The 18613-nt window shown below is 65.3% G+C and carries 15 protein-coding genes; 5 read left to right on the top strand and 10 right to left on the bottom strand.

Going from position 1 to position 18613, the window contains the following annotated elements; all coding sequences use genetic code 11:
• The first annotated feature begins 145 nt into the window (after positions 1-145).
• Together KW842_RS15570 and KW842_RS15565 are read left to right on the top strand one after the other, a co-directional pair.
• Positions 146-1783, top strand: a complete 1638-nt coding sequence (locus KW842_RS15570; protein ID WP_218305004.1) for an ATP-binding protein — start codon at positions 146-148, stop codon at positions 1781-1783.
• A complete protein-coding gene (locus KW842_RS15565; RefSeq protein WP_229223716.1) occupies positions 1770-2381 on the top strand; it encodes a response regulator transcription factor in 612 nt (203 codons plus the stop codon). The genes KW842_RS15570 and KW842_RS15565 overlap by 14 nt, the downstream gene beginning before the upstream one ends.
• An 8-nt stretch (positions 2382-2389) precedes the next feature.
• On the opposite strand, the gene KW842_RS15560 is transcribed toward KW842_RS15565, so the two are convergent.
• Positions 2390-4639, bottom strand: coding sequence for a glycosyltransferase family 9 protein (locus KW842_RS15560; protein WP_218305003.1), 2250 nt, complete (start codon positions 4637-4639; stop codon positions 2390-2392).
• A gap of 69 nt (positions 4640-4708) precedes the next feature.
• On the bottom strand, positions 4709-5539 hold the full coding sequence (locus KW842_RS15555) for a glycosyltransferase family 2 protein (RefSeq protein ID WP_218305002.1): 831 nt from the start codon (positions 5537-5539) through the stop codon (positions 4709-4711).
• A gap of 52 nt (positions 5540-5591) precedes the next feature.
• Between KW842_RS15555 and KW842_RS15550 the strand changes: the two genes are divergently transcribed.
• The 3 genes from KW842_RS15550 to KW842_RS15540 are packed head-to-tail and all read left to right on the top strand — an operon-like array spanning position 5592 to position 9470.
• A complete protein-coding gene (locus tag KW842_RS15550) occupies positions 5592-6818 on the top strand; it encodes an O-antigen ligase (protein ID WP_218305001.1) in 1227 nt (408 codons plus the stop codon).
• Positions 6815-7888, top strand: a complete 1074-nt coding sequence (waaF, locus tag KW842_RS15545; protein WP_218305000.1) for a lipopolysaccharide heptosyltransferase II — start codon at positions 6815-6817, stop codon at positions 7886-7888. Before KW842_RS15550 ends, waaF begins: the two co-directional genes overlap by 4 nt.
• A 58-nt stretch (positions 7889-7946) precedes the next feature.
• Entirely contained in the window at positions 7947-9470 is a 1524-nt protein-coding gene (locus KW842_RS15540; RefSeq protein ID WP_218305040.1) for a sensor domain-containing diguanylate cyclase, read from the top strand.
• 87 nt (positions 9471-9557) lie between these two features.
• Here KW842_RS15540 and KW842_RS15535 read toward each other — a convergent pair whose 3' ends face one another.
• From KW842_RS15535 to KW842_RS15500, 8 genes are read right to left on the bottom strand one after another with little or no spacing between them, the layout of a single operon-like run.
• On the bottom strand, positions 9558-10274 hold the full coding sequence (locus tag KW842_RS15535) for an alpha/beta hydrolase (protein ID WP_373925189.1): 717 nt from the start codon (positions 10272-10274) through the stop codon (positions 9558-9560).
• Between the two features lie 6 nt (positions 10275-10280).
• Positions 10281-12218, bottom strand: a complete 1938-nt coding sequence (locus tag KW842_RS15530; protein ID WP_218304999.1) for an Ig-like domain-containing protein — start codon at positions 12216-12218, stop codon at positions 10281-10283.
• A 17-nt stretch (positions 12219-12235) separates the two neighbouring features.
• Positions 12236-13174: a type II secretion system F family protein gene (locus tag KW842_RS15525; protein WP_218304998.1), complete on the bottom strand. Its 939-nt coding sequence runs from the start codon at positions 13172-13174 to the stop codon at positions 12236-12238.
• A 10-nt stretch (positions 13175-13184) separates the two neighbouring features.
• Positions 13185-14159: a type II secretion system F family protein gene (locus tag KW842_RS15520; RefSeq protein ID WP_218304997.1), complete on the bottom strand. Its 975-nt coding sequence runs from the start codon at positions 14157-14159 to the stop codon at positions 13185-13187.
• A gap of 2 nt (positions 14160-14161) precedes the next feature.
• Positions 14162-15514 carry a CpaF family protein gene (locus KW842_RS15515; RefSeq protein ID WP_218304996.1) on the bottom strand — a complete coding sequence of 451 codons (1353 nt, stop codon included), beginning with the start codon at positions 15512-15514 and terminating at the stop codon, positions 14162-14164.
• Positions 15515-15525: 11 nt separating this feature from the next.
• Positions 15526-16698: an AAA family ATPase gene (locus KW842_RS15510; protein ID WP_218304995.1), complete on the bottom strand. Its 1173-nt coding sequence runs from the start codon at positions 16696-16698 to the stop codon at positions 15526-15528.
• 12 nt (positions 16699-16710) lie between these two features.
• Entirely contained in the window at positions 16711-16968 is a 258-nt protein-coding gene (locus KW842_RS15505; RefSeq protein WP_218304994.1) for a hypothetical protein, read from the bottom strand.
• An 8-nt stretch (positions 16969-16976) separates the two neighbouring features.
• Positions 16977-18602, bottom strand: a complete 1626-nt coding sequence (locus KW842_RS15500) for a type II and III secretion system protein family protein (RefSeq protein ID WP_229223715.1) — start codon at positions 18600-18602, stop codon at positions 16977-16979.
• Positions 18603-18613: the final 11 nt, after the last annotated feature.

Raw genomic sequence — 18613 nt, 5'->3', positions numbered from 1 at the left:
TTCCCTTAATAATTGCCACCAGGATAATTGGCTTGTTGTATAGATGAGATGCCGTTCCACTAAGGGTTGCCCGTAATGGGTAAAAAGCAATGCACGATGAATAAACGCAATGCATAATGATACATTGCGATACAAAACCGTCTGTATGACTGCTTCTGCACCTACGCGCTATCTGGTATTTCCAGCGTTCATCGCTTTGTACGTGCTGTTCGATTGGGCCACTTACATCGATCCGCTGTACGGGCTCAATATCACGCCCTGGAATCCCGATCCTGCGCTGGGGCTGGTGTTCTGGCTGCGCTACGGCTGGCGCGCGGCGCTGCCATGGTATGTGGCGCTGGTGCTGGGCGAATGGCTGGTGCGCGGCATGCCGGCCGGTGTGCCGCTGACCTTGCTGCTGTCGCTGTGGCTGGTGATCGGCTACGGCTTGCTGGGGGCGGCGCTGAAGCGCGCGTTTGGCACGGGCGGCGTGTTTGATAACCGGCGCAAGCTGTTCGAATGGGTGCTGATCGTGGTCGGCGGCACGCTGTTGAATGATCTGGTGTACATGACGCTGCTGTCGCTGGCCGGGCTGATTCCACCCGGCGAGTGGCTGGCGGTGGTGCTGCGTTTCGGCATCGGCGATATCGTCGGCGTACTGGTGTCGATGCCGCTGGTGTGGATGCTGTCCAGCGCGCATGGGCGCAGCCGGCTGAAGTCAACGGTGTGGCGCTACGAAACCTTGGGCTACCTGGCGCTGGCGATCTGTGTGCTGGTGTTTGTGTTCGGCACCATCGCCACCTCGGAGTTCAAGCATTTCTACTTCCTGTTCCTGCCGGTGATCTGGGCGGCTTCGCGCCAGGGGCTGTACGGCACGGCGCTGATGGTGTTTGTGCTGCAACTGGGCATCGGCGGCCTGGTCAAGTGGAATAACGCGGTGAATATCGAAGTGGCGCAGTTGCAGATGCTGGATGCGATGCTGGCGCTGGTCGGCTTCTCGCTGGGCATCGTGGTCGATGAGCTGCGCCAGGTGTCGAATGATTTGAAGCAGTCCTTGCGGCTGGCGGCGGCGGGCGAGATGGCGGCGGCGCTGGCGCACGAGCTGAACCAGCCGCTGACGGCGCTCAGCGCCTACGGCAAGGCCTGCGAATACCTGGTCGAACGCAATGAGGCGGGCGCCAACGGCGAGATGCTGAAAAGCGCGATCCAGCGCATGATTGCCGAATCGGGCCGGGCGGCGGACGTGGTGCGGCGCCTGCGCGACTTCTTCCGCACCGGCGCGATGCAGCTGGAGCCGGTCGATGCCGGCCAGCTGGTGTCGACGCTGAGCCAGCAATTCTTCACCCAGCTGCGCCAGCACGGCGTGGTGTTGCAGGTGGAGCCGATGCCGCCGCTGGCGATGCTGGCTGACCGGCTACAGATCGAACTGGTGCTGCGCAACCTGCTGGCAAATGCGCTGGACGCGGTGCAGGAGCAGCCCGAGGGGCAGCGCCGCATCACGCTGTCGGTGCAGCAGCTGGACAGCAAGGGCAAGCTCAACAGCGATGGCAAGGGCAGCTGCCTGCAGCTGACGGTGGAAGACAGTGGCAAGGGGGTGTCGGAGGAATTGCTGGCGCGCCTGTTTGAGCCGTTTGTATCGTCCAAGGCTTCGGGCCTGGGACTGGGCCTGGTGTTGAGCCGGGCGATTATGGAAGCGCACGGCGGCTCGCTCTGGGCCGAAGTGGGCGATCACGGCATATTCAAGATGGCGCTGCCGCTGGCGGCGCACGCAGTAGAGGGACAGGAAAACTATGTTGCAGCATGATTTAACCGTATTCATCGTCGATGACGATCCCGCCGTGCGCGATGCGCTGGGCTTGCTGCTGGGCGTGCGCGGCTACCGCACCGCCGTGTTCGCCAGCGCCGAAGCCTTTTTGCAGGGCTGGCAGGCGGCGTGGAGTGGTTGCCTGCTGATCGACATCCGCATGTCGGGCATGGACGGCTTAAGTTTGCAGCAAGAGCTGCTGCGGCGTGGTTGCCAGATTCCGGTCATCATCATGAGCGGCCATGGCGATGTCAGCACGGCACGCGCGGCGTTCAAGGCGGATGCGGTCGACTTCCTAGAAAAACCGTTCGACGACGCCAAGCTGATCGCCGCCATTGACGAGGCCCTGTCGCGCGCCCGCGCCAACCAGAGCGAGCGGCAACGCCGCAGCCGCGGCGCCAGCTTGCTGAGCGAACTGACGCCGCGCGAGCGCGAAGTCATGCAGTTGGTGGTGGTCGGCCGGCACAACCGCGACATCGGCCCGGCGCTGGGCATCAGCGTGCGCACGGTAGAAGTACACAAAGCCCGGCTGATGAGCAAGCTCGGCGTCGACAACGTCGCCGACCTGGTCCGCATCAGCATGCTCGACGAAGAATAATCCCCGGATTAACGCCAGCTGCGGATGACGTCGTAGACTTGCTGCGGAGTGATGGCCAGCATGCAGCTGCATTTGGCCGGATCGGCGCAGTGGCCGCAGCCGGTCGGCTGTACCAGGTTGGTGGCGCGTGGACCCAGCGCCGCCCAGCGGGCCGGGTCGATCGGCTTCAGCGGCGGGAACAGGCCCACTACCGGACGGCCCAGCGCCGCCGCCAGGTGCAACGGGCCGGTGCCGCTGGCGACCAGGCCGCCGCAGCCGCCGATCAGTGCCGTGAATCCGGCCAGGTCGAGCTTGCCGCACAGGTTTTCCACATTCGGCAGCGATAGCAATGCCGGCGCCTGCTGCGCCAGCAGTTCGCCTTCCGATGGGCTGCCGGTGACCAGTACCCGTACACCTGGGTCATCGGCCAGCATGCGCGCCAGCGTGGTGTAGTGCTCCAGCGGCCACTCGCGGCCGTTGCCGTTGGATTTGGGATGCAGGATCAGTTTGAAGGCCGGCCCGGCCAGCACCGCGTCGGCGTCCGCGTGGCGCGGCGTGTTGAGGCCGTACAGTTTCCAGATTTCCTCCAGCGGCGGCTCGTAATCGACGCCCAGCGGCAGCAGCAGCTTGAAGCTGAGCTGCGCTTCGTGCAGGCGTTTCAGCGGGCTGCTGAAGTTGACCAGGCGGTTGCAGGTCAGCCAGTGGTAGGCGCGGCGCGCGCTGCCCACCCGGCGGCCGATGCCGGCGCGGCGCGCTGCGTACGCCAGCGCGCGCCGCGGATAGGTGAACAGCACCGTGTCGCAACCGGTCTGGCGCAGGCTGGCGGCGACATCCCGGCCCAGCTCTTCCACCGTCAGCACCCGGTCCACATGGCGGCATTGCGCCACCACGGCCGCCGCGTACAGGCGGCACAGGAAGACGATCTCGGCCTGCGGATACAGCTGTTTCAGGTAGCCGGCCAGCGGCAGCGTCAGCACCACGTCGCCGATGTTGTCGGTGCGGGTGATCAGGATGCGGCGCGGCGTCGGTGCGCGGTGGCGCACCGCCAGGCACATGCCGATCAGGCTGCACAGCATCATCACGTAAAACACTTTTGGCATCATCAGCCAGAACATCGCCTCGGTCAGCCCGAAGCCGATGAAGGCCACCACCAGCACCACGCCGGCCAGCGCCAGGCTGTGCTGGCCCTGGTCCGGACGGCGCAGCTCGCCCATGAAGTAGCGCAGCGGCGCGATGTACATGAACAGCAGCAGCGAGGCGTCCAGCAGGCCACCGGTAGCCAGGCAGTGCAGCAGGTCGTTCTGGGCACTGCTGAAGGCCAGTGCCGGCGATGGCGGCAGACGGCCGGCGGCGGCCAGCGCGTGCAGCGCGGCGTCGAAGTTGTCGCGGCCCACGCCCAGCCATGGATGGTCGGCGAACATCATCAGCGAGGCGCGCCACAGTTCCAGCCGGATGCCGAAGCTGGTGGTCGGACTGCCGCCATGCAGGTAGCCTTGCACATCGGCGATCGTCAGTGCGACGCGCTGCGCCACGCCGGTAGCCGGAATGAAGCAGGCCAGCGCCACCATGCCGAGCATCAGCGCTACCATCAGCACCAGCGGGCGGCCGTACATGCGGCGGCCGTAGGTCAGCAGCGGCACCAGGACCAGCGGCAGCGTGAGCCAGTTGCCGTAGGCACCGGACAGCAGGGTGGACAGCATGCCGGCCAGCAGCGCCAGGCCCGGCAGCCAGCTCAGCCGCACCAGGCGCGGATCGCGGAAGGCGCCAAAGCAGCAGACCGCCATCAGGCCCGAGGCCAGCGACAGGTCGCCAAAGGTGATCGGATGATGGGTGAAGCCGACCGCCTGTGTCATCTCGCCGCTGAACACCTGCCCGCAGGCTACCAGGGCCGCCACGATGGTGGTGACGCACAGGCCGAGGCAGAAGTAGCGGATGCGCGGCCGCAGGTAGAACATCACGCCGATGCAGCTGAGGCCGAGCAGCAGCCGCGCCGGTCCGTCCAGCGTGCGCAGCGCCTGCTCATCCAGCACCAGGCGCAGCAGCGAGACCAGGAAATACAGCAAGAAGGCCAGCGTCACCCCCGATAGCTCGCCCCAATGCTGGAGGTGGCCGCGCAGCACCGACGGCAGGTGACGCAGGAAGATCAGCAGGATGATGCCTTGCACCAGCCCCAGCCCGGCCTTGCTGGTCAGGGCCAGCGCGGGGAGGGCAAACAACAGGAACGAGGATAGGGGGCTGCCGCGCTCGGTAACAAGCGGGGAGGTGCTGGCGGTGGTCATGGGCAAGTCAGTGGAGAGATGTTGAATTAGGCGTATATTTATTATACCAGCAGCAACAATGTCAGGGATTTATGTGCCAACCTGGCAACTACCGCGCAAGCCCTTGACCGCCATGATGGTGCGGTCGACTGCGCGCTGCAGCACGGCGGCACGATTGCTCATTTCCTGTTCGCGCGGGCTGTCGCGGTGCCACAAATGGAAGACCTCGGTGGCAAAAGCGCCATCCTTGCGCATCACGCCGGCGTTGAACAGGCGCAGCACCAGGTCGGCGTCCTCATGGCCCCAGCCGAGGAAGCTTTCGTCGAAGCCGTTCACCTTATCGAGGTCGGTGCGCCACACCGCCAGGTTGCAGCTCTTGATGCGGCGCCAGGTGAAACGGTGGCGGGTGCGGCCCACGTCTGGCAAGGTCATCAGCAGTGGCAGTACCTTGTTGAGCGCGCCACGGCTGCGCCAGGCCAGTTTTTCGGTGGTGGCCAGCGCGTGCAGATTCAGGTGCTGGCCCAGCACCACGCCGGTGGCTTGTTCATTGAGCAAGATACGGCTGCCCTGCACCAGATAGCCGGCTTGCGCCAGTTTGCGGTGCTGGCTGATAAAATTCCGCTGCGGCACGCAATCGCCGTCGAGGAAGATGATGTAGTCGCCGCGTGCCTCCAGCGTGCCGAGGTTGCGCGCGCGGGCGGCGCGGAAGCCCTGGTCTTCCTGCCAGACATGGCGCAGCGGCACCGGCGCGCGCGCCTGCAGCGCGGCGATGGCCTGGCGCGTGTTGTGGCCCGAGCCGTCATCAGCGATAATGAGCTCGAACCCGAGATCGTCCTGGGCAAAGCAGGCTTCGACGACGGCGGTGAGCGCATCCGGCCGGTTATATGTAGTAATAACAACTGAAATGAGGGCGGCTGGCATGGTTGTGCGAACTTCTGTGCAGATTGCTAATTTGCAATGAACGATTATATGAATGAATAATACCACCCAGTCCCGCGCCAGTACTGTCCTGATCCACAGCCTGCTTTTCCTGTTTCCCTTCCTGCTGCTGATTACCAATTTTGGTGTCGGCTTGTGCAGTTTTGCCTTTTTGATCACCGCCATCGTGTATCGCCGGCAGGGCTGGCCGGAGCTGGTGCGCCATCTTACTGAGATTCGCGGCGTATTGATAGCGTTCAGCTCGGTATTGCTGCTGGCAGTGCTGCTGGCGCTGCTCAACGGCGACGGCCGCCTGCGCGACGTGGAAAAGCCGCTGCGCATGCTGGCCGCCGTGACCGTCACGCTGAGCGTGCTGGCCTGCCGTCCCAGCCGCAAGGCGCTGTGGTGGGGGCTGATCGCCGGCGCCGTGGCCGGCTGCGCCTTCATCGCTTATCAGCGCTGGGTGCTGGAGATTGACCGCCCCGGTGGCCTGATCAACTCGATTACCTTTGGCGACATCATGCTGTGCATGGGCCTGATGTGCCTGGCGGCGACGCTGGACTTTGCCGGCCGAAGTGCGCTGTGGCCGTCGCTGGGCGCGCTGGCCGGACTGGCCGGCTCGATCTGCACCGGCACGCGCGGCGGCTGGGTCGCCATCGCGCTGGCGCTGGTGCTGCTGGTGCGCTATGGCCATGTGCTGCATGGCCGCTGGCGCAAAGTGCTGGCGCTGCTGGCGCTGGCATTGGTGGTGAGCACCTACTTCATCCCGCAGACGGGTGTCCGCGAGCGGGTCGACGAGGGCGTCAGCGATGTCCGGCAATATTTTAGCGGCGGCCCTACCCAGACCAAGCTGGGCATCCGGCTGGAACTGTGGCGCAGCGCGCTGCAGCTGATCGAACGCCACCCGCTGACCGGCGCCAATGATAAAACCGTGCGCGCTGAACTGGAACAGCTGGTGGCCGATGGCCGCGCCCATCCGTATGTGCTGGACACCGATCACTTCCATAACGACGTACTGCAAGTGCTGGTGTACGGCGGCGTGGCTGGCCTGCTGGCCTGGGGCTCGACGCTGGTGGCGCCGTTCCTGTTCTTCCGCCGCCAGCTGGAGAACGGCGGCCACCTGAATGCGCCGGCGCTGGCCGGCATGCTGCTGGTGCTGAGCTACTTCAGCTTCGGCCTGAGCGAAGTGATCTTCTGGTCCATGCTGAGCAATATTTTTTACGCGATGATGGTGTTCCTGCTGGCCGGCTTGTGCCTGAACGCCAGGGAGCAGGCACAATGAGCGAATTGCGCACCCTGATTATTTCCCCCAACTGGATCGGCGACGCCGTCATGGCCCAGCCGCTGCTGCAACTGCTGCGTGCCGCGCATCCGGAGCGGCCGATCGACGTGCTGGCGCCGCCGGCGGTGTCGCCGGTGTGGCGCCAGGCCGCCGAAGTGGACCAGGTGCTGGAGACGCCGTTCCGCCACGGCGCGCTGCAACTGAAGCAGCGCTGGAAGTTTGCCCGCATGCTGCGCAAGCGCGGCTACGCTGACGCCTACGTGCTGCCGAATACCATCAAGTACGCGCTGATCCCGTGGCTGGCCGGCATCCGCCAGCGCGTTGGCTACAAGGGGGAAAGCCGCCATGGCCTGATCAATGTGATGCACCACGACGAGCTGCCGCCACGGCCGATGGTGGCGTTCTACGCCGCGCTGGCCAAACCGCCGGTGACGGTGCAGGGCCCCGGCCTGCGCGCCGCGCTGCCGCGTCCGCGCCTGTTTGCCAGCGAGGCGCAGATTGCCGCCGTGTTCGGGCGCGCCGGCCTGGACCCGGCGCGGCCGGTGGTGGCCATGGCGCCCGGCGCGGAGTTCGGCGGCGCCAAGCGCTGGCCGGCGCGCCATTTCGCCGGTCTGGCGCAGGCGCTGCTGGCGCGTGATCCGTCGACGCAGATCGCGCTGCTGGGCTCTCCCAAGGATCAGGAAGCCTGCGCCGAAGTGGCTGCCGCGCTGCAAGCCGGCCTGCACGCGGATGCGGCGGTATTCAACCTGGCCGGTGTCACCAGCCTGGCCGAAGCGATTGCGCTGATCGCGCGCGCGGCGGCAGTGGTGGCCAACGACTCCGGCCTGATGCACATCGCCTCGGCGCTGAACCGGCCGGTGCTGGCGCTGTACGGCCCGACCGATCCCGATCATGCGCCGCCGTTTTCCGATCTGGCGGCGTCGGTGTCGCTGCGGCTGGACTGCGCGCCATGCAAGCAGCGCGAGTGCCCGCTGGGCCATCAGGACTGCATGGTCAAGCTGACGCCGGATCTGGCGTGGCGACATCTGCAACCGCTGCTCGACGCCAGCAGCAACTCGGCGCACGGCTGAGCGCCGCACCACGATTTGCTGTATAAAGCAGGGAGTGCCTAGCCCTGCTAACACCGCCATGTTCAAGCGTTTTTCCATTACGTTCTGGGCCACCGTTTTTGTCAGCGTGGTCTGCCTGTCGCTGGTCGGTATCGACGTCTGGCGCAGCTTCCACGCGCGCACCGAACAGCTGCAGGAGATGGAGCGGCAGGGCGCCAATCTGGCGCGTGCCATGGCGCAGCAGGCCGACGACACCATCAAGGCTGCCGATATCGCGCTGGCCGATATCGTGGAACGCATCGAAACCGAAGGCCAGGGCGCCCAAGTGCTGGCGCGCCTGCAGCCGCAGATGCGCGCGCAGGTGGAGAACCTGCCGCAGCTGGTCGGGCTGTTTGTCTACGATGAGCACGGCCGCTGGGTGGTCAATTCGCGCGGTGTGCTGAGCCAGGCCTACAACAACGCCGACCGCGAATATTTCATCTACCACCGCAGCCACCCGCAGCGCGGCCCGCATGTCGGGCTGCCGGTGATCAGCCGTTCTACCGGCAAGTGGATCATGCCGGTATCGCGCCGCCTGGATAAGCCGGACGGCAGCTTCGGCGGCGTGGTGCTGGCGACGCTGGACATCGATTACTTCCGCCGCTTCTATGAAAGCTTCGATTTGGGCGCGCGCGGCGCGGTGGCGCTGCTGTCCAGCGATGGCGTGCTGCTGCTGCGCCAGCCCTTCGACAGCACGCGCGTCGGCAGCAGCATGCGCGACAGCGATCTGTTCCGCCATTACTCGCGCCTGTCGGGGCCTGCGCGCGTCGGCAACGCCTTCTTCCATTCCTTCCACGATGACGAGGTGCGGCTGAACAGCTTCCGGCCGCTGGAGCACTATCCGCTGTTCGTGACGGCGGCGCTGTCGCGCGACGAGATGCTGGAGCGCTGGCGGCGCGACACCTTTACCCGTTCGATCGGGGTGGTGGTGCTGGCGGCTTTCATCGGCTTCTTCGGCAAGCGCCTGGTTGACCAGATCAAGCTGCGCGCGCAGGCCGAGGCGGAGTTGCGGGTGGCGCGCGATGCACTGGAAAGCGCCAACCGCACGCTGGAGCGGCAAGCCATGTCGGATGGCTTGACCGGACTGGCCAACCGGCGCCAGTTCGATGTCACGCTGGGCAATGAGTTCAGCCGCGCCATGCGGCATCAGGACACGCTGGCGTTCATCATGATTGATGTTGACTACTTCAAGCAGTACAACGACTTGTATGGCCACAGCGCCGGCGACGAGGTGCTGCGCGCGGTCAGCAAACTGATACGCGCGCTGACGCCGAAGCGGCCCGGTGATTTAAGCGCGCGTTACGGCGGCGAGGAAATCGGCATCCTGCTGCCGAATACCGGCATCGAGGGCGCGCGGGCGGTGGTGGAGCGCATCCGTGCGGCAGTGGAGAATTTGCAGATGCCGCACAGCGGCAGTCCGTTCGGGCTGGTGACGCTGAGCGCCGGCGTCGCCACCATCTCGCCGCAGCGCGGCGTGCATGAATCGGCGATGCTGGTCGAGGCGGCCGACAAGGCGCTCTACGCCGCCAAGTCGGCAGGCCGCAACCAGGTTTGCCTGGCCTAGCCACTGTCACTCCGGCGCAGGCCGGCGTCCATGGAGCGCCAGCTCAGCATGGGTACCGGCTTATGCCGACACGGCGGGTGCGCGGGGCTAGTCTGCCAGCCGCTGCAGTGCGGCGCTGGCAATCTCCGGAGAGACGGTATGGGCGCCGTCGAATTCTTCATAAGTCACCGCATAGCCCTCCTGCTGTAGCCGCTGCACGATATCCTGGCCGCGCTGCACTACCAGCACCGGATCGTGGCTACCGTGCGAGACGAACACGCGCGGCCGGCCCTCGCGCCGCAGCGGCGCCATGAAGCCGGGCGAGAACGCCAGGATGTCACTGAACAGCTCACCATTCATCAGGCCCACCGACAAGGCATAGGAAGCGCCGTCCGAAAACCCGGCAATCGCCATATTCTGTTCATCGACTTCATAGCGCTGCATAGTCCACAGCAGCGCGCGATCGATGAAAGCCAGGTCGGCACCAAAGCCGCCGCGCAGAAAGTCCCAGCTGGTCGACAGCGCATCCGGTATCAACAGCAAGCTGCCGTGATGCAGCGCGTGCGCCAGCGCGATCTGATCCGCGCCACCATGCTGGCCAGCCGCGCCGTGCAACAGCAACAGCAGGCGCAAAGGCTCGCCGTGCGCGCCAGCGCCGGAATCCAGATGCGGCGGTACATGCAGCACCGCCTTGCGGCCATCGGCGAACGACAACTGGTGCGTGCCGCTATCCAGCGCCGGCTGGCGCTGGTGCGCGATCTGTCGCAGCAGGTCTGGCCGTGCGTGCAGGCGGCCGTCGGCGTAGGGAGTAGGCTGGCTGTCCACAATGCCTCAGTCGGTGACCGGGAAGCTGGCCTGCGTGACCGTGCCGTTCGGTGTGGTCACGGTGACGGTCAACACGCCGCTGGTGATAACGTTGGTGCAGTTCAGCGCCGAGTCCTGGCCAGCGTCGCTGATCATCGCCACGTTGTAGAGCCAGCCGCTGGAGTCGGCAGCGCTGGTGTTTTGCACGGTGTAGTTGGCCGCGCTGAGCAGCGTGCCATTGGAATTGCTGAAAGCGATGCGGGTACCGGCCGGCAGCGGATTACCTGGCCGGTCGAACAGCCACGCCGGGTCGCCGGCGTGGGCGGAGCGCCGGTTGGTGGCAAACACGGTCGGGTTGTTGTCGCGGATGGCGAAGCTGAACGTGCGCGTGTCGTTGACAAAAGCGCTGCCGGTGCTGCAATGGGCCAGCGCCAGCGTGCCCGTGCCGGTGGCGCTGCTGAGCAGCTGGATATTCGGCGTGCTGTTCGACAGCACCATCACCAGCGACTGCCGCACATGCACGGTGTTGGCGTTGCCGGTGTTGACGTTGGGCGTGGCTTGCAGCACGCCGTTGTAGATGCGATTGCCATTCTGGTCCCAGCTGTTGCTGGCATTGGAATCGATGTATTGCTCGCCGTTGGCGCGCAGCGCATTGCCGCTGACGTAGGCGTCATCGATGCCGTTGGCATTGGCGTCGGTGACGGCGCGGTCGTTGCGGAATGCTTCGCCCAGATCGGTGTACGGCTCGCCGGCGTCGTAGCGGTTGTTGCCGTTGCTGTCGCTGAAGCTTTCCTCACCCAGTGCGTAGGCAAGGATGGTGACGCGGCCATCGGCAGGGCGTGGATTGCCGGCGCAGAAGTTGACGCTGCATTCACCTGGTACGCCTTTCTGCGTGACCACCGTGCCATCCGGCTGGGTAACCTGGATCAAGCCGGTCAGGCAGGAGGCACCGATGCTGCCGCCTTCGGCGGTGAAACTGACCGCCGTGCCGTCTGGCGCGGCATTGTGGAAGTGGTCGGCCAGGCGCGCGGTGATCACCGTGCCAGTCGGTGCGGTGCAGCCGTTGAACTGGCCCCCTTCGATGTTCTTCATGGCAGCGCTGAGCGAGAAGCTGTTCTGCTCCGGTACACCGGTCGACACCACCAGTTGATCGGACAGGGTGCTGACGTTGCCGTTCAGCGTGGCGGTCACGCGTACCGGCGTGTTGACCGTGCCGGCTGACACCGTGGTGCTGACCAGGCCACTGGCGTTGCTGGTGGCGCTGGCCGGACTGAGGGTGATGCCGCCAGCGGTGGTGTTCAGCGCAAAGCTGACATTCTGGCCGCCGACCGGATTGCCGCTGTTGTCGAGCACCTTGAAGGTGACGGTGGCGGTTTCCTGGCGTCCCGCGCCGCCGGTGCCTTTCAGCGCGATGCTTTGCGGCGTGGCCGCGATAAAGGTCAGCTGGCTGCCACTGGCGCCTGGCGTGGCGCCGATCGTGTAATTGGCGCTGGCTGACAGCACCACGCCGCCGACAGTGGCGCTGGCGGTGAGCACATAGCTGCCGGCGGTGCTGGCAGCGCCGGGGCTGAGTTGCAGCGTGGCCTTGCCGCTGGCGTCGCTGACAATGCTGCCACCCGCCGCCGAAAATACCGCGCTCTTGTCGGTGCTGCTGAAGGTCACCACCACATTTGCCGCAGCGGCATTGCTGGCGTCTTTCAGCACGGCGCTCAGTGTGGCGCTGCCGCCCGGCGGGATCGAGGTCAGCGCGGCGCCGCTGCTGTTGGTGATACTGAGCGTGATGGTGGGCTTGCCGGTGCTGCCGCCGTTGGTGCCGCAGCCAGGCAGATTGGGATCGCGGTTGGGATCGATGGTGGTGCAGCCGCCGTTGCTGCCGCCGCCACCGCCGCCACAGGCGGACAGCAGCACAGCGCACAGCAGGGCAAGCAAGGTGTGGGTGTAGCGGTCGATCCAGCGCAATCTCATAATCACTCCTGGGGTGGTCAATTGGTTCCGGCCATGGCGGGCAGCAGGTTGCGGTACAGGTTCAGCATCGCAGGACCCAGCAGCACCACCAGCAGACTCGGGAAGATGAAGAAGATCAGCGGAAACAGCAGCTTCAGCGAAATCTTCGCCGCCTGTTCCTCGGCGCGCTGGCGGCGCTTGGTGCGCAGCTGTTCCGACTGCACCCGCAGCGAATCGGCAATGCTGGTGCCGAAGCGGTCGGCCTGGATCAGCATCGTCACCAGCGCGTCGACATCCTCGACGCCGGTGCGCAAGGCCAGGTTGCGCAAGGCTTTTTCCTTGGCGCTGCCAGCGCGCAGCTCCAGCGTCACCAGCTGCATCTCCTCGGCCAGCACCAGGCTTTTCAGGCCGATCTCGTTGGCCACGCGCGCCAGTGCGGCATCCATCGCCAGCCCGGCTTCGACGCACACCGTCATCAGGTCGAGCGCGTCGGGGAAGGATTCGAAGATATCGCGCTGGCGCGTCTTGACCACATGGTTGAGCACCAGGTTGGGCAGGTAGTAGCCCAGCCCGCCGGCGACAATCATCCACAGCATTTCCGCATTGCGGTCGGTGGCGATGGCCTTGCTGCTCATGTACAGGAACACGATCAGCGGCAGCAGCACCGCCAGCCCGGTTTTACCGGCGAAGAACAGCGCCGGCGTGGAAGGCGTGCGCCAGCCGGCGTTGATGAAGCGCATCCGCACCGGCGAGTTTTCCCAGCCTTCGGTCGGCAGCGACAGCCGCGCCAGCGGCGCCGCCAGGTTGACGATAGACTCGATCCACAGTGAACTTTTGCGCGTCACCTGGCTGCGGTCGTGCAGCGCTTCCAGCCGGTCCTTGACCGGATTGGCGGTGAACAGGCGGATCGCCAGCACCACGCCGCCAAACACGGCGATGAAGACGACGATCAGGAACATGATCTGGACAATGGTCATGGCCTGTTCCTCATATACGGATGGTGGTGATCTTGCGGATCGCCAGCATGCCGATCAACATCAGCGCTGCCGACACGCCCAGCATCTTGCGCCCGCCCGGATCGGTGAACAGGATTTCCAGCGAGCCTGGATTCACCACCGACACCAGCCCGCCAACCGCAAACGGCATCAGTCCCAGCACCCAGGCCGACATGCGGCCCTCGGCCGACATCACCTTGACCTGGCCGAGCAGCTTGAGGCGGTCGCGGATGATGGCGCTGATCGACGACAGCAAATCGGTCAGGTTGCCGCCGGTTTCGCGCTGGATCAGTACCGCGATCACGAAGTAGCGCAGGTCGGTGCTGGGCACGCGCAGCGCGAGGTTCATCAGCGCATCCGGCATCGATACGCCGAAATTGACTTCGTCGAAGACGATGCGGAACTCGGCGCCCAGCGGATCGGGAATCTCTTCGCCGACCATTTTCAGCGCGGTAGGGAAGGCATGGCCGGCGCGCATGGCGCGGCCCATCATGTCCAGCGCATCCGGCAGCAGCGTTTCAATGCGCAGGATGCGCTTGCGCTTGGCGCGCATCGCTTCCAGTACCGGCAGTGCGGCCACCAGCGCGCCCAGCATCAGCCGGCCGAACCACGGCAGACGCATCGCGCTGGCGATGATGAAACCGATCAGCAGACAGCCGCCGATCAGTGCGCACAGCTGGGCGGCGCTCATGCCACGTCCGGTTTGCAGCAGCAGCCGGTCCAGCTTCTGGATGCCGGGGATGGCGGCCATGAACTGCTGCATGCCGGCGTCCTGCGCCAGCGTGCGTTCCTTGGTGATCGACACCGCCAGCTCGCTGCCGCTGTCGCCGATGGCGTTGCGCAGGCGGCGCGCAATGCGCTCTGCCTCGGGGCCGCGCGCATTGTTCCAGCTGGTGTAGATGCCCCACACCAGCAGCGCTACGGCGGCGAAGATCAGCAGGATGAATATCGGCAGCCGCAAGTCCATGATCATTGGCCCGACGGATCAAACACGCTGTTGCCGACGTTGACCCCGAAATTGCGCAGACGTTCGATGAAGCGCGGGCGGATGCCGGTGGCGGTGTGGTGGCCCAGCACCTTGCCATCATCACCCAGGCCGGTCTGCTTGAAGAAGAAGATTTCCTGCATGGTGATGATTTCTCCCTCCATGCCGGTGACTTCCTGAATCGACATCACCTTGCGCTTGCCGTCGGTCAGGCGCGACACCTGGATCACCACGCCGACGGCGGAGCTGATCTGCTGGCGCATCGCCTTGGTTGGCAGGCTGGCGGCTGCCATCGACACCATATTCTCCAGCCGCGTCAGGCCGTCGCGCGGCGTGTTGGCGTGGATGGTTGCCATCGAACCTTCGTGGCCGGTGTTCATCGCCCCCAGCATGTCCAGCGCCTCTGCGCCGCGCACCTCGCCGAGGATGATGCGGTCGGGCCGCATCCGCAGCGCGTTGCGCACCAGTGCGCGCTGCGTGACTTCGCCCTTGCCTTCGATGTTAGGCGGGCGCGTTTCGAGGCGCACCACATGCGGCTGCTGTAGCTGCAGCTCGGCCGCGTCTTCAATCGTCACGACGCGTTCGGTGGGGTTGATGAAGCCTGAGATCACGTTCAGCATGGTGGTCTTGCCGGAGCCGGTGCCGCCGGAGATGACGATGTTGACCTTGGCCTTGCCCAGTCCTTGCAGCACTTCGGCCATGTCAGCGGTCATGCTGCCGTAGGCAACCAGGTCGGCCAGCCGCAGCGGATCGGCCGAGAAGCGCCGGATCGACATGATCGGGCCGTCGATCGCCAGCGGCGGAATGATGGCGTTGACCCGCGAGCCGTCCGGCAGGCGCGCATCCACCATCGGGCTGGACTCGTCGATGCGGCGGCCGACGCGTGAGACGATCTTGTCGATGATCTTCATCAGATGGGCGTCGTCGCTGAAGGTGACGTCAGTCAGTTCAAGCTTGCCGCGCCGCTCGACGTAGATCTGGCGGTAGGTGTTGACCAGGATGTCGGACACGGTCGGATCTTCCAGCAGCGGCTCCAGTGGGCCGAAGCCCAGCATCTCGTTCTGGATGTCGCGCGTCAGTGTCTTGCGCTCGGCGTCGTTGATGACCACCGCGTCTTCTTCCAGCAGCTTTTCCACCAGGTTGCGCAGTTCGACGCGGATCTGGTCCGGCGTCAGCCGTTGCAGGCTTTCCAGGTCGACCCGATCGAGCAGCGCGGCGTGCAGGCGCTGCTTGAGTTTCTGATAGGCGCGGTTGTCGATGCCGCCATGGGCACGCTGGCCGGAGCCGCGTACATCGGTGTTTTCCAGTCTTTCGCGCAGGGAGACAGGGGTGCTCATGATGCTGTCCTTTATTTACGCAACTTCAGTTTGCCCAGCCAGCTTCCGCCTTGCTGTACCGGTGCCGCTTCGCCCGACAGCTTGCGCGCCAGTTCCGCCAGCGACTGGCTGATTGGCGCGTTGGGCGACAGCTGCAATACCGGCACGCCCTGGTTCACCGAAGCCGCCGCCGCGTCGTAGTTGTTGGGAATGGTGAAGGAGATCTCGGCGTCAAAGGCGCTCTCCAGATCCTTCAGGCGGATCTCGCTGTTCTTGTCGTGGCGGTTGACGATCAGCTGGATTTTCTCCTTGGGGTATTCCAGCGAGCGGAATACGTTGAGCAGGCGCTTGCTGTCGCGGATGTAGGGCAGCGTGGTTTGCAGGATAGGGAAAATCATGTCGGCGTGATCCAGCGCGCGGATGCTGACCGCGTCCAGGCTGCGGCCCACGTCCAGTACCACAAAGTCGTACTGGCGGCGCGCCAGTTTGAGGATGGCATCGATGTGGTCCGGCTTGACGTCGTTGGCGTGCGCCGGATCGGACGGCGCGGCCAGTACGCCGTAGTTCGGTGTGATGGTCAGCATCGACGAAGTCAGGAAGGACGGGTCGAGGCGGTGGATCTGCTGCGCCACGTCGCTCAGCGTGGCCAGCGGCTTGTGGTCGGAGACGAATAGCGAGGCGTCGCCGAATTGCAGGTTCATGTCGATCAGCGCCACTTTCTGCTTGCCGCTGGCGGCCAGTGCGTAAGCCAGGTTGGTGGCCAGGAAGGTGGCGCCGCTGCCGCCCTTGCACGAGATGAAAGCCAGCACTTTGCCGCTGGTATGGCCGCGACGCTCCAGCTTTTCAGCGATGCGTTCTATCGCCGGATACAGCGCGCTGCTGTTGACCGGTGCCGGCAGCACCTCGCGCACGCCGGCGCGCATCGCTTGCAGCAGGAATTGCGGGTCCTGATCTGTGGATAGCGCCACGAAGGCGATATTAGGATGCTGCGACGAAAAGCGTTCCAGGTGTTGCAGGTCGTCGTCGGCGCTTTGCGGCCGGTCGATGATCAGCACGTCCGGCATGGTGTCGTCGGTCAGCAGCGAGGCGGCGCGCGCGACACTGCCTATGGTCTGGTCGATTTCATCGGAAGACGAGCGCGCGCGCAGCAGCCGCACCAGGTCGGCCAGTTGCCGTTCGTCGCGGGATATGACGGTGATCTTCAAGTGTGCCGCTCCTTAGCGTTTGCCGACGCCGATGCTGAAGGCGTTGCTCTGGTCTTCCTTGGTGGTGAAGGACTGCTGGTAGCTCTGGTAGGCGGCAGCTGCCGCTTGCGCGTCCAGGCCGTTGACCAGGCTGCGGTTATAGATGGCGTGCGGGTCGAGTGTCTGTTGTTCACGCACCTGGCGTACGCTCTTGCCGAATTCGCGGTCCAGCCGCGGCGTGGTGCCGCAGGCGGTCAGCAAACAGGCAGCGAGGATGATGAGGAATCGCATGGCGCCTCCTATTGAACGTTGCCGGGCACATTGGCCGGCTGCGTTGCCGTTGGTGGGGCGGGCTGCGATGCGCCGGATGCGCGGCCTTCCATCTTCCCGTTCAGGAAGAAGTCGAAGCGGCTCGGCTGCACGTAATCGTCGGTCGGCAGCTTGGGGTTCGGCGGCAGCGGCTGCGCCAGGTGTGGCGTGACGATGAATACCAGCTCGGTACGGTCGTTCTGGAAATCGCTGCTGCGGAACAGCGCGCCCAGGATCGGTATTTCGCCCAGGCCGGGGAAGGCCTTGATGCTGCTGGTGACGTTGTTTTTAATCAGGCCGCCGATGGCAAAGCTCTGGCCATCGAACAGCTGCACCGTGGTGCTGGCGCGGCGTGTGGTGAACGAGGGCAGCACTGCCGTCGCCGTGCTGCCGGTGGCGCTGATGCCGATGCCTTCGCGGTTCAGCTCCGACACCTCCGGCGACACGCGCAGGTTGATGCGGCCATTGTCCAGCACTGTCGGCGTGAAGCGTACCGCGATGCCATACTCTTTTTCCTCCAGCGTGACGCGTGGGGTACCGCCGCTGCTATTGTCCTGCGCGACCGGGATGAAGATCTTGCCGCCAGCGAGGAAGCTGGCTTCCTGGCCGCTGATCGCCATCACGGTCGGTTCGGCCAGCACTTTCACCAGGCCGTCGTTCTTCTGCGCGTCCAGCGTAACGAACTTGCCGCTGCCGTTGTTGAAGGCGTCGATCTTGCTCGGGTTGCCGCTCAGTAGATTAGACAGCATGGTGTAGGTCCAGCTGCCGCGCGAGCCATTCAGGCCGACGCTGGCGCCCAACTGGTCGACCAGGGTTTTCGATACCTCGGCTATTTTCACTTCCAGCATCACCTGCTGCGGCGCGGCCACCGCCAGCATATTGACCACGCGGCCATTACCGCCGCCTTGCGACAGGCCGGACATCGGGTCCATCGCCGCCTGGAAGGCTGCACCTGCCGCTGCGCCGGAAGCTGCGGTAGGTGCACCGCTGCCGGCTGCTGCCTGTGCCGCCTGCGCCGCCGCATCGGGCGCCGCCGCGCTGCCGCTGTTGCCGCTACGCGAGGTGCGTTGCAAGTAGGCGCTGGCGACCGCCACCACCTGCGCCGCGCGTACCGAGTCGGCCACGCTGCCCGACAGTATCAGCGAGTTGCCGGAGACGGTAATGCGGATGTCGCGCTCGTTAGGGAACAGCTCATTGAATTGCTGGCGCAGGCCTGCGGTGTCCAGGCCGACGGTGATGTCGATGACGCTGGCCTGGTTGCTGCGGTTCCACACAATCAGATTGGTCGAGCCGGTGGTCTTGCCCAGCATGTAGATCTCGCTGGGATTGAGCAGGATCACGTCGGCGATCTTGGCGTCGCCGACCGCCACTCGCGCTGCCGGGAAGGGCAGGCGCATCAGCGTCGACTTGCCGGCCGATAGCGTGACTTCGCGCGCCAGTTCAAGGCCGGGCGCGGCAGCGTTGCTTGCGGAGGCGGCAGGGCCGGCTTTGCTGGCGGCCTGCGGCCTGGCCGGTTCGGCTGCGTAAATGGCCGGCGGCGCAGCGCTCAGCAACACCGCAAGGGCGGCCGCCCGCAGCGGCAGGTGATGCAATGGCGCAGAAGATACTTTGCTCAAGTCGCGTTCTC

The sequence above is a fragment of the Duganella sp. sic0402 genome (assembly GCF_019219065.1).
GTDB lineage: Bacteria > Pseudomonadota > Gammaproteobacteria > Burkholderiales > Burkholderiaceae_D > Rugamonas.
The sequence above is the reverse complement of the archived record's forward strand: the minus strand, read 5'-3'. Positions and strand labels throughout refer to the sequence as shown.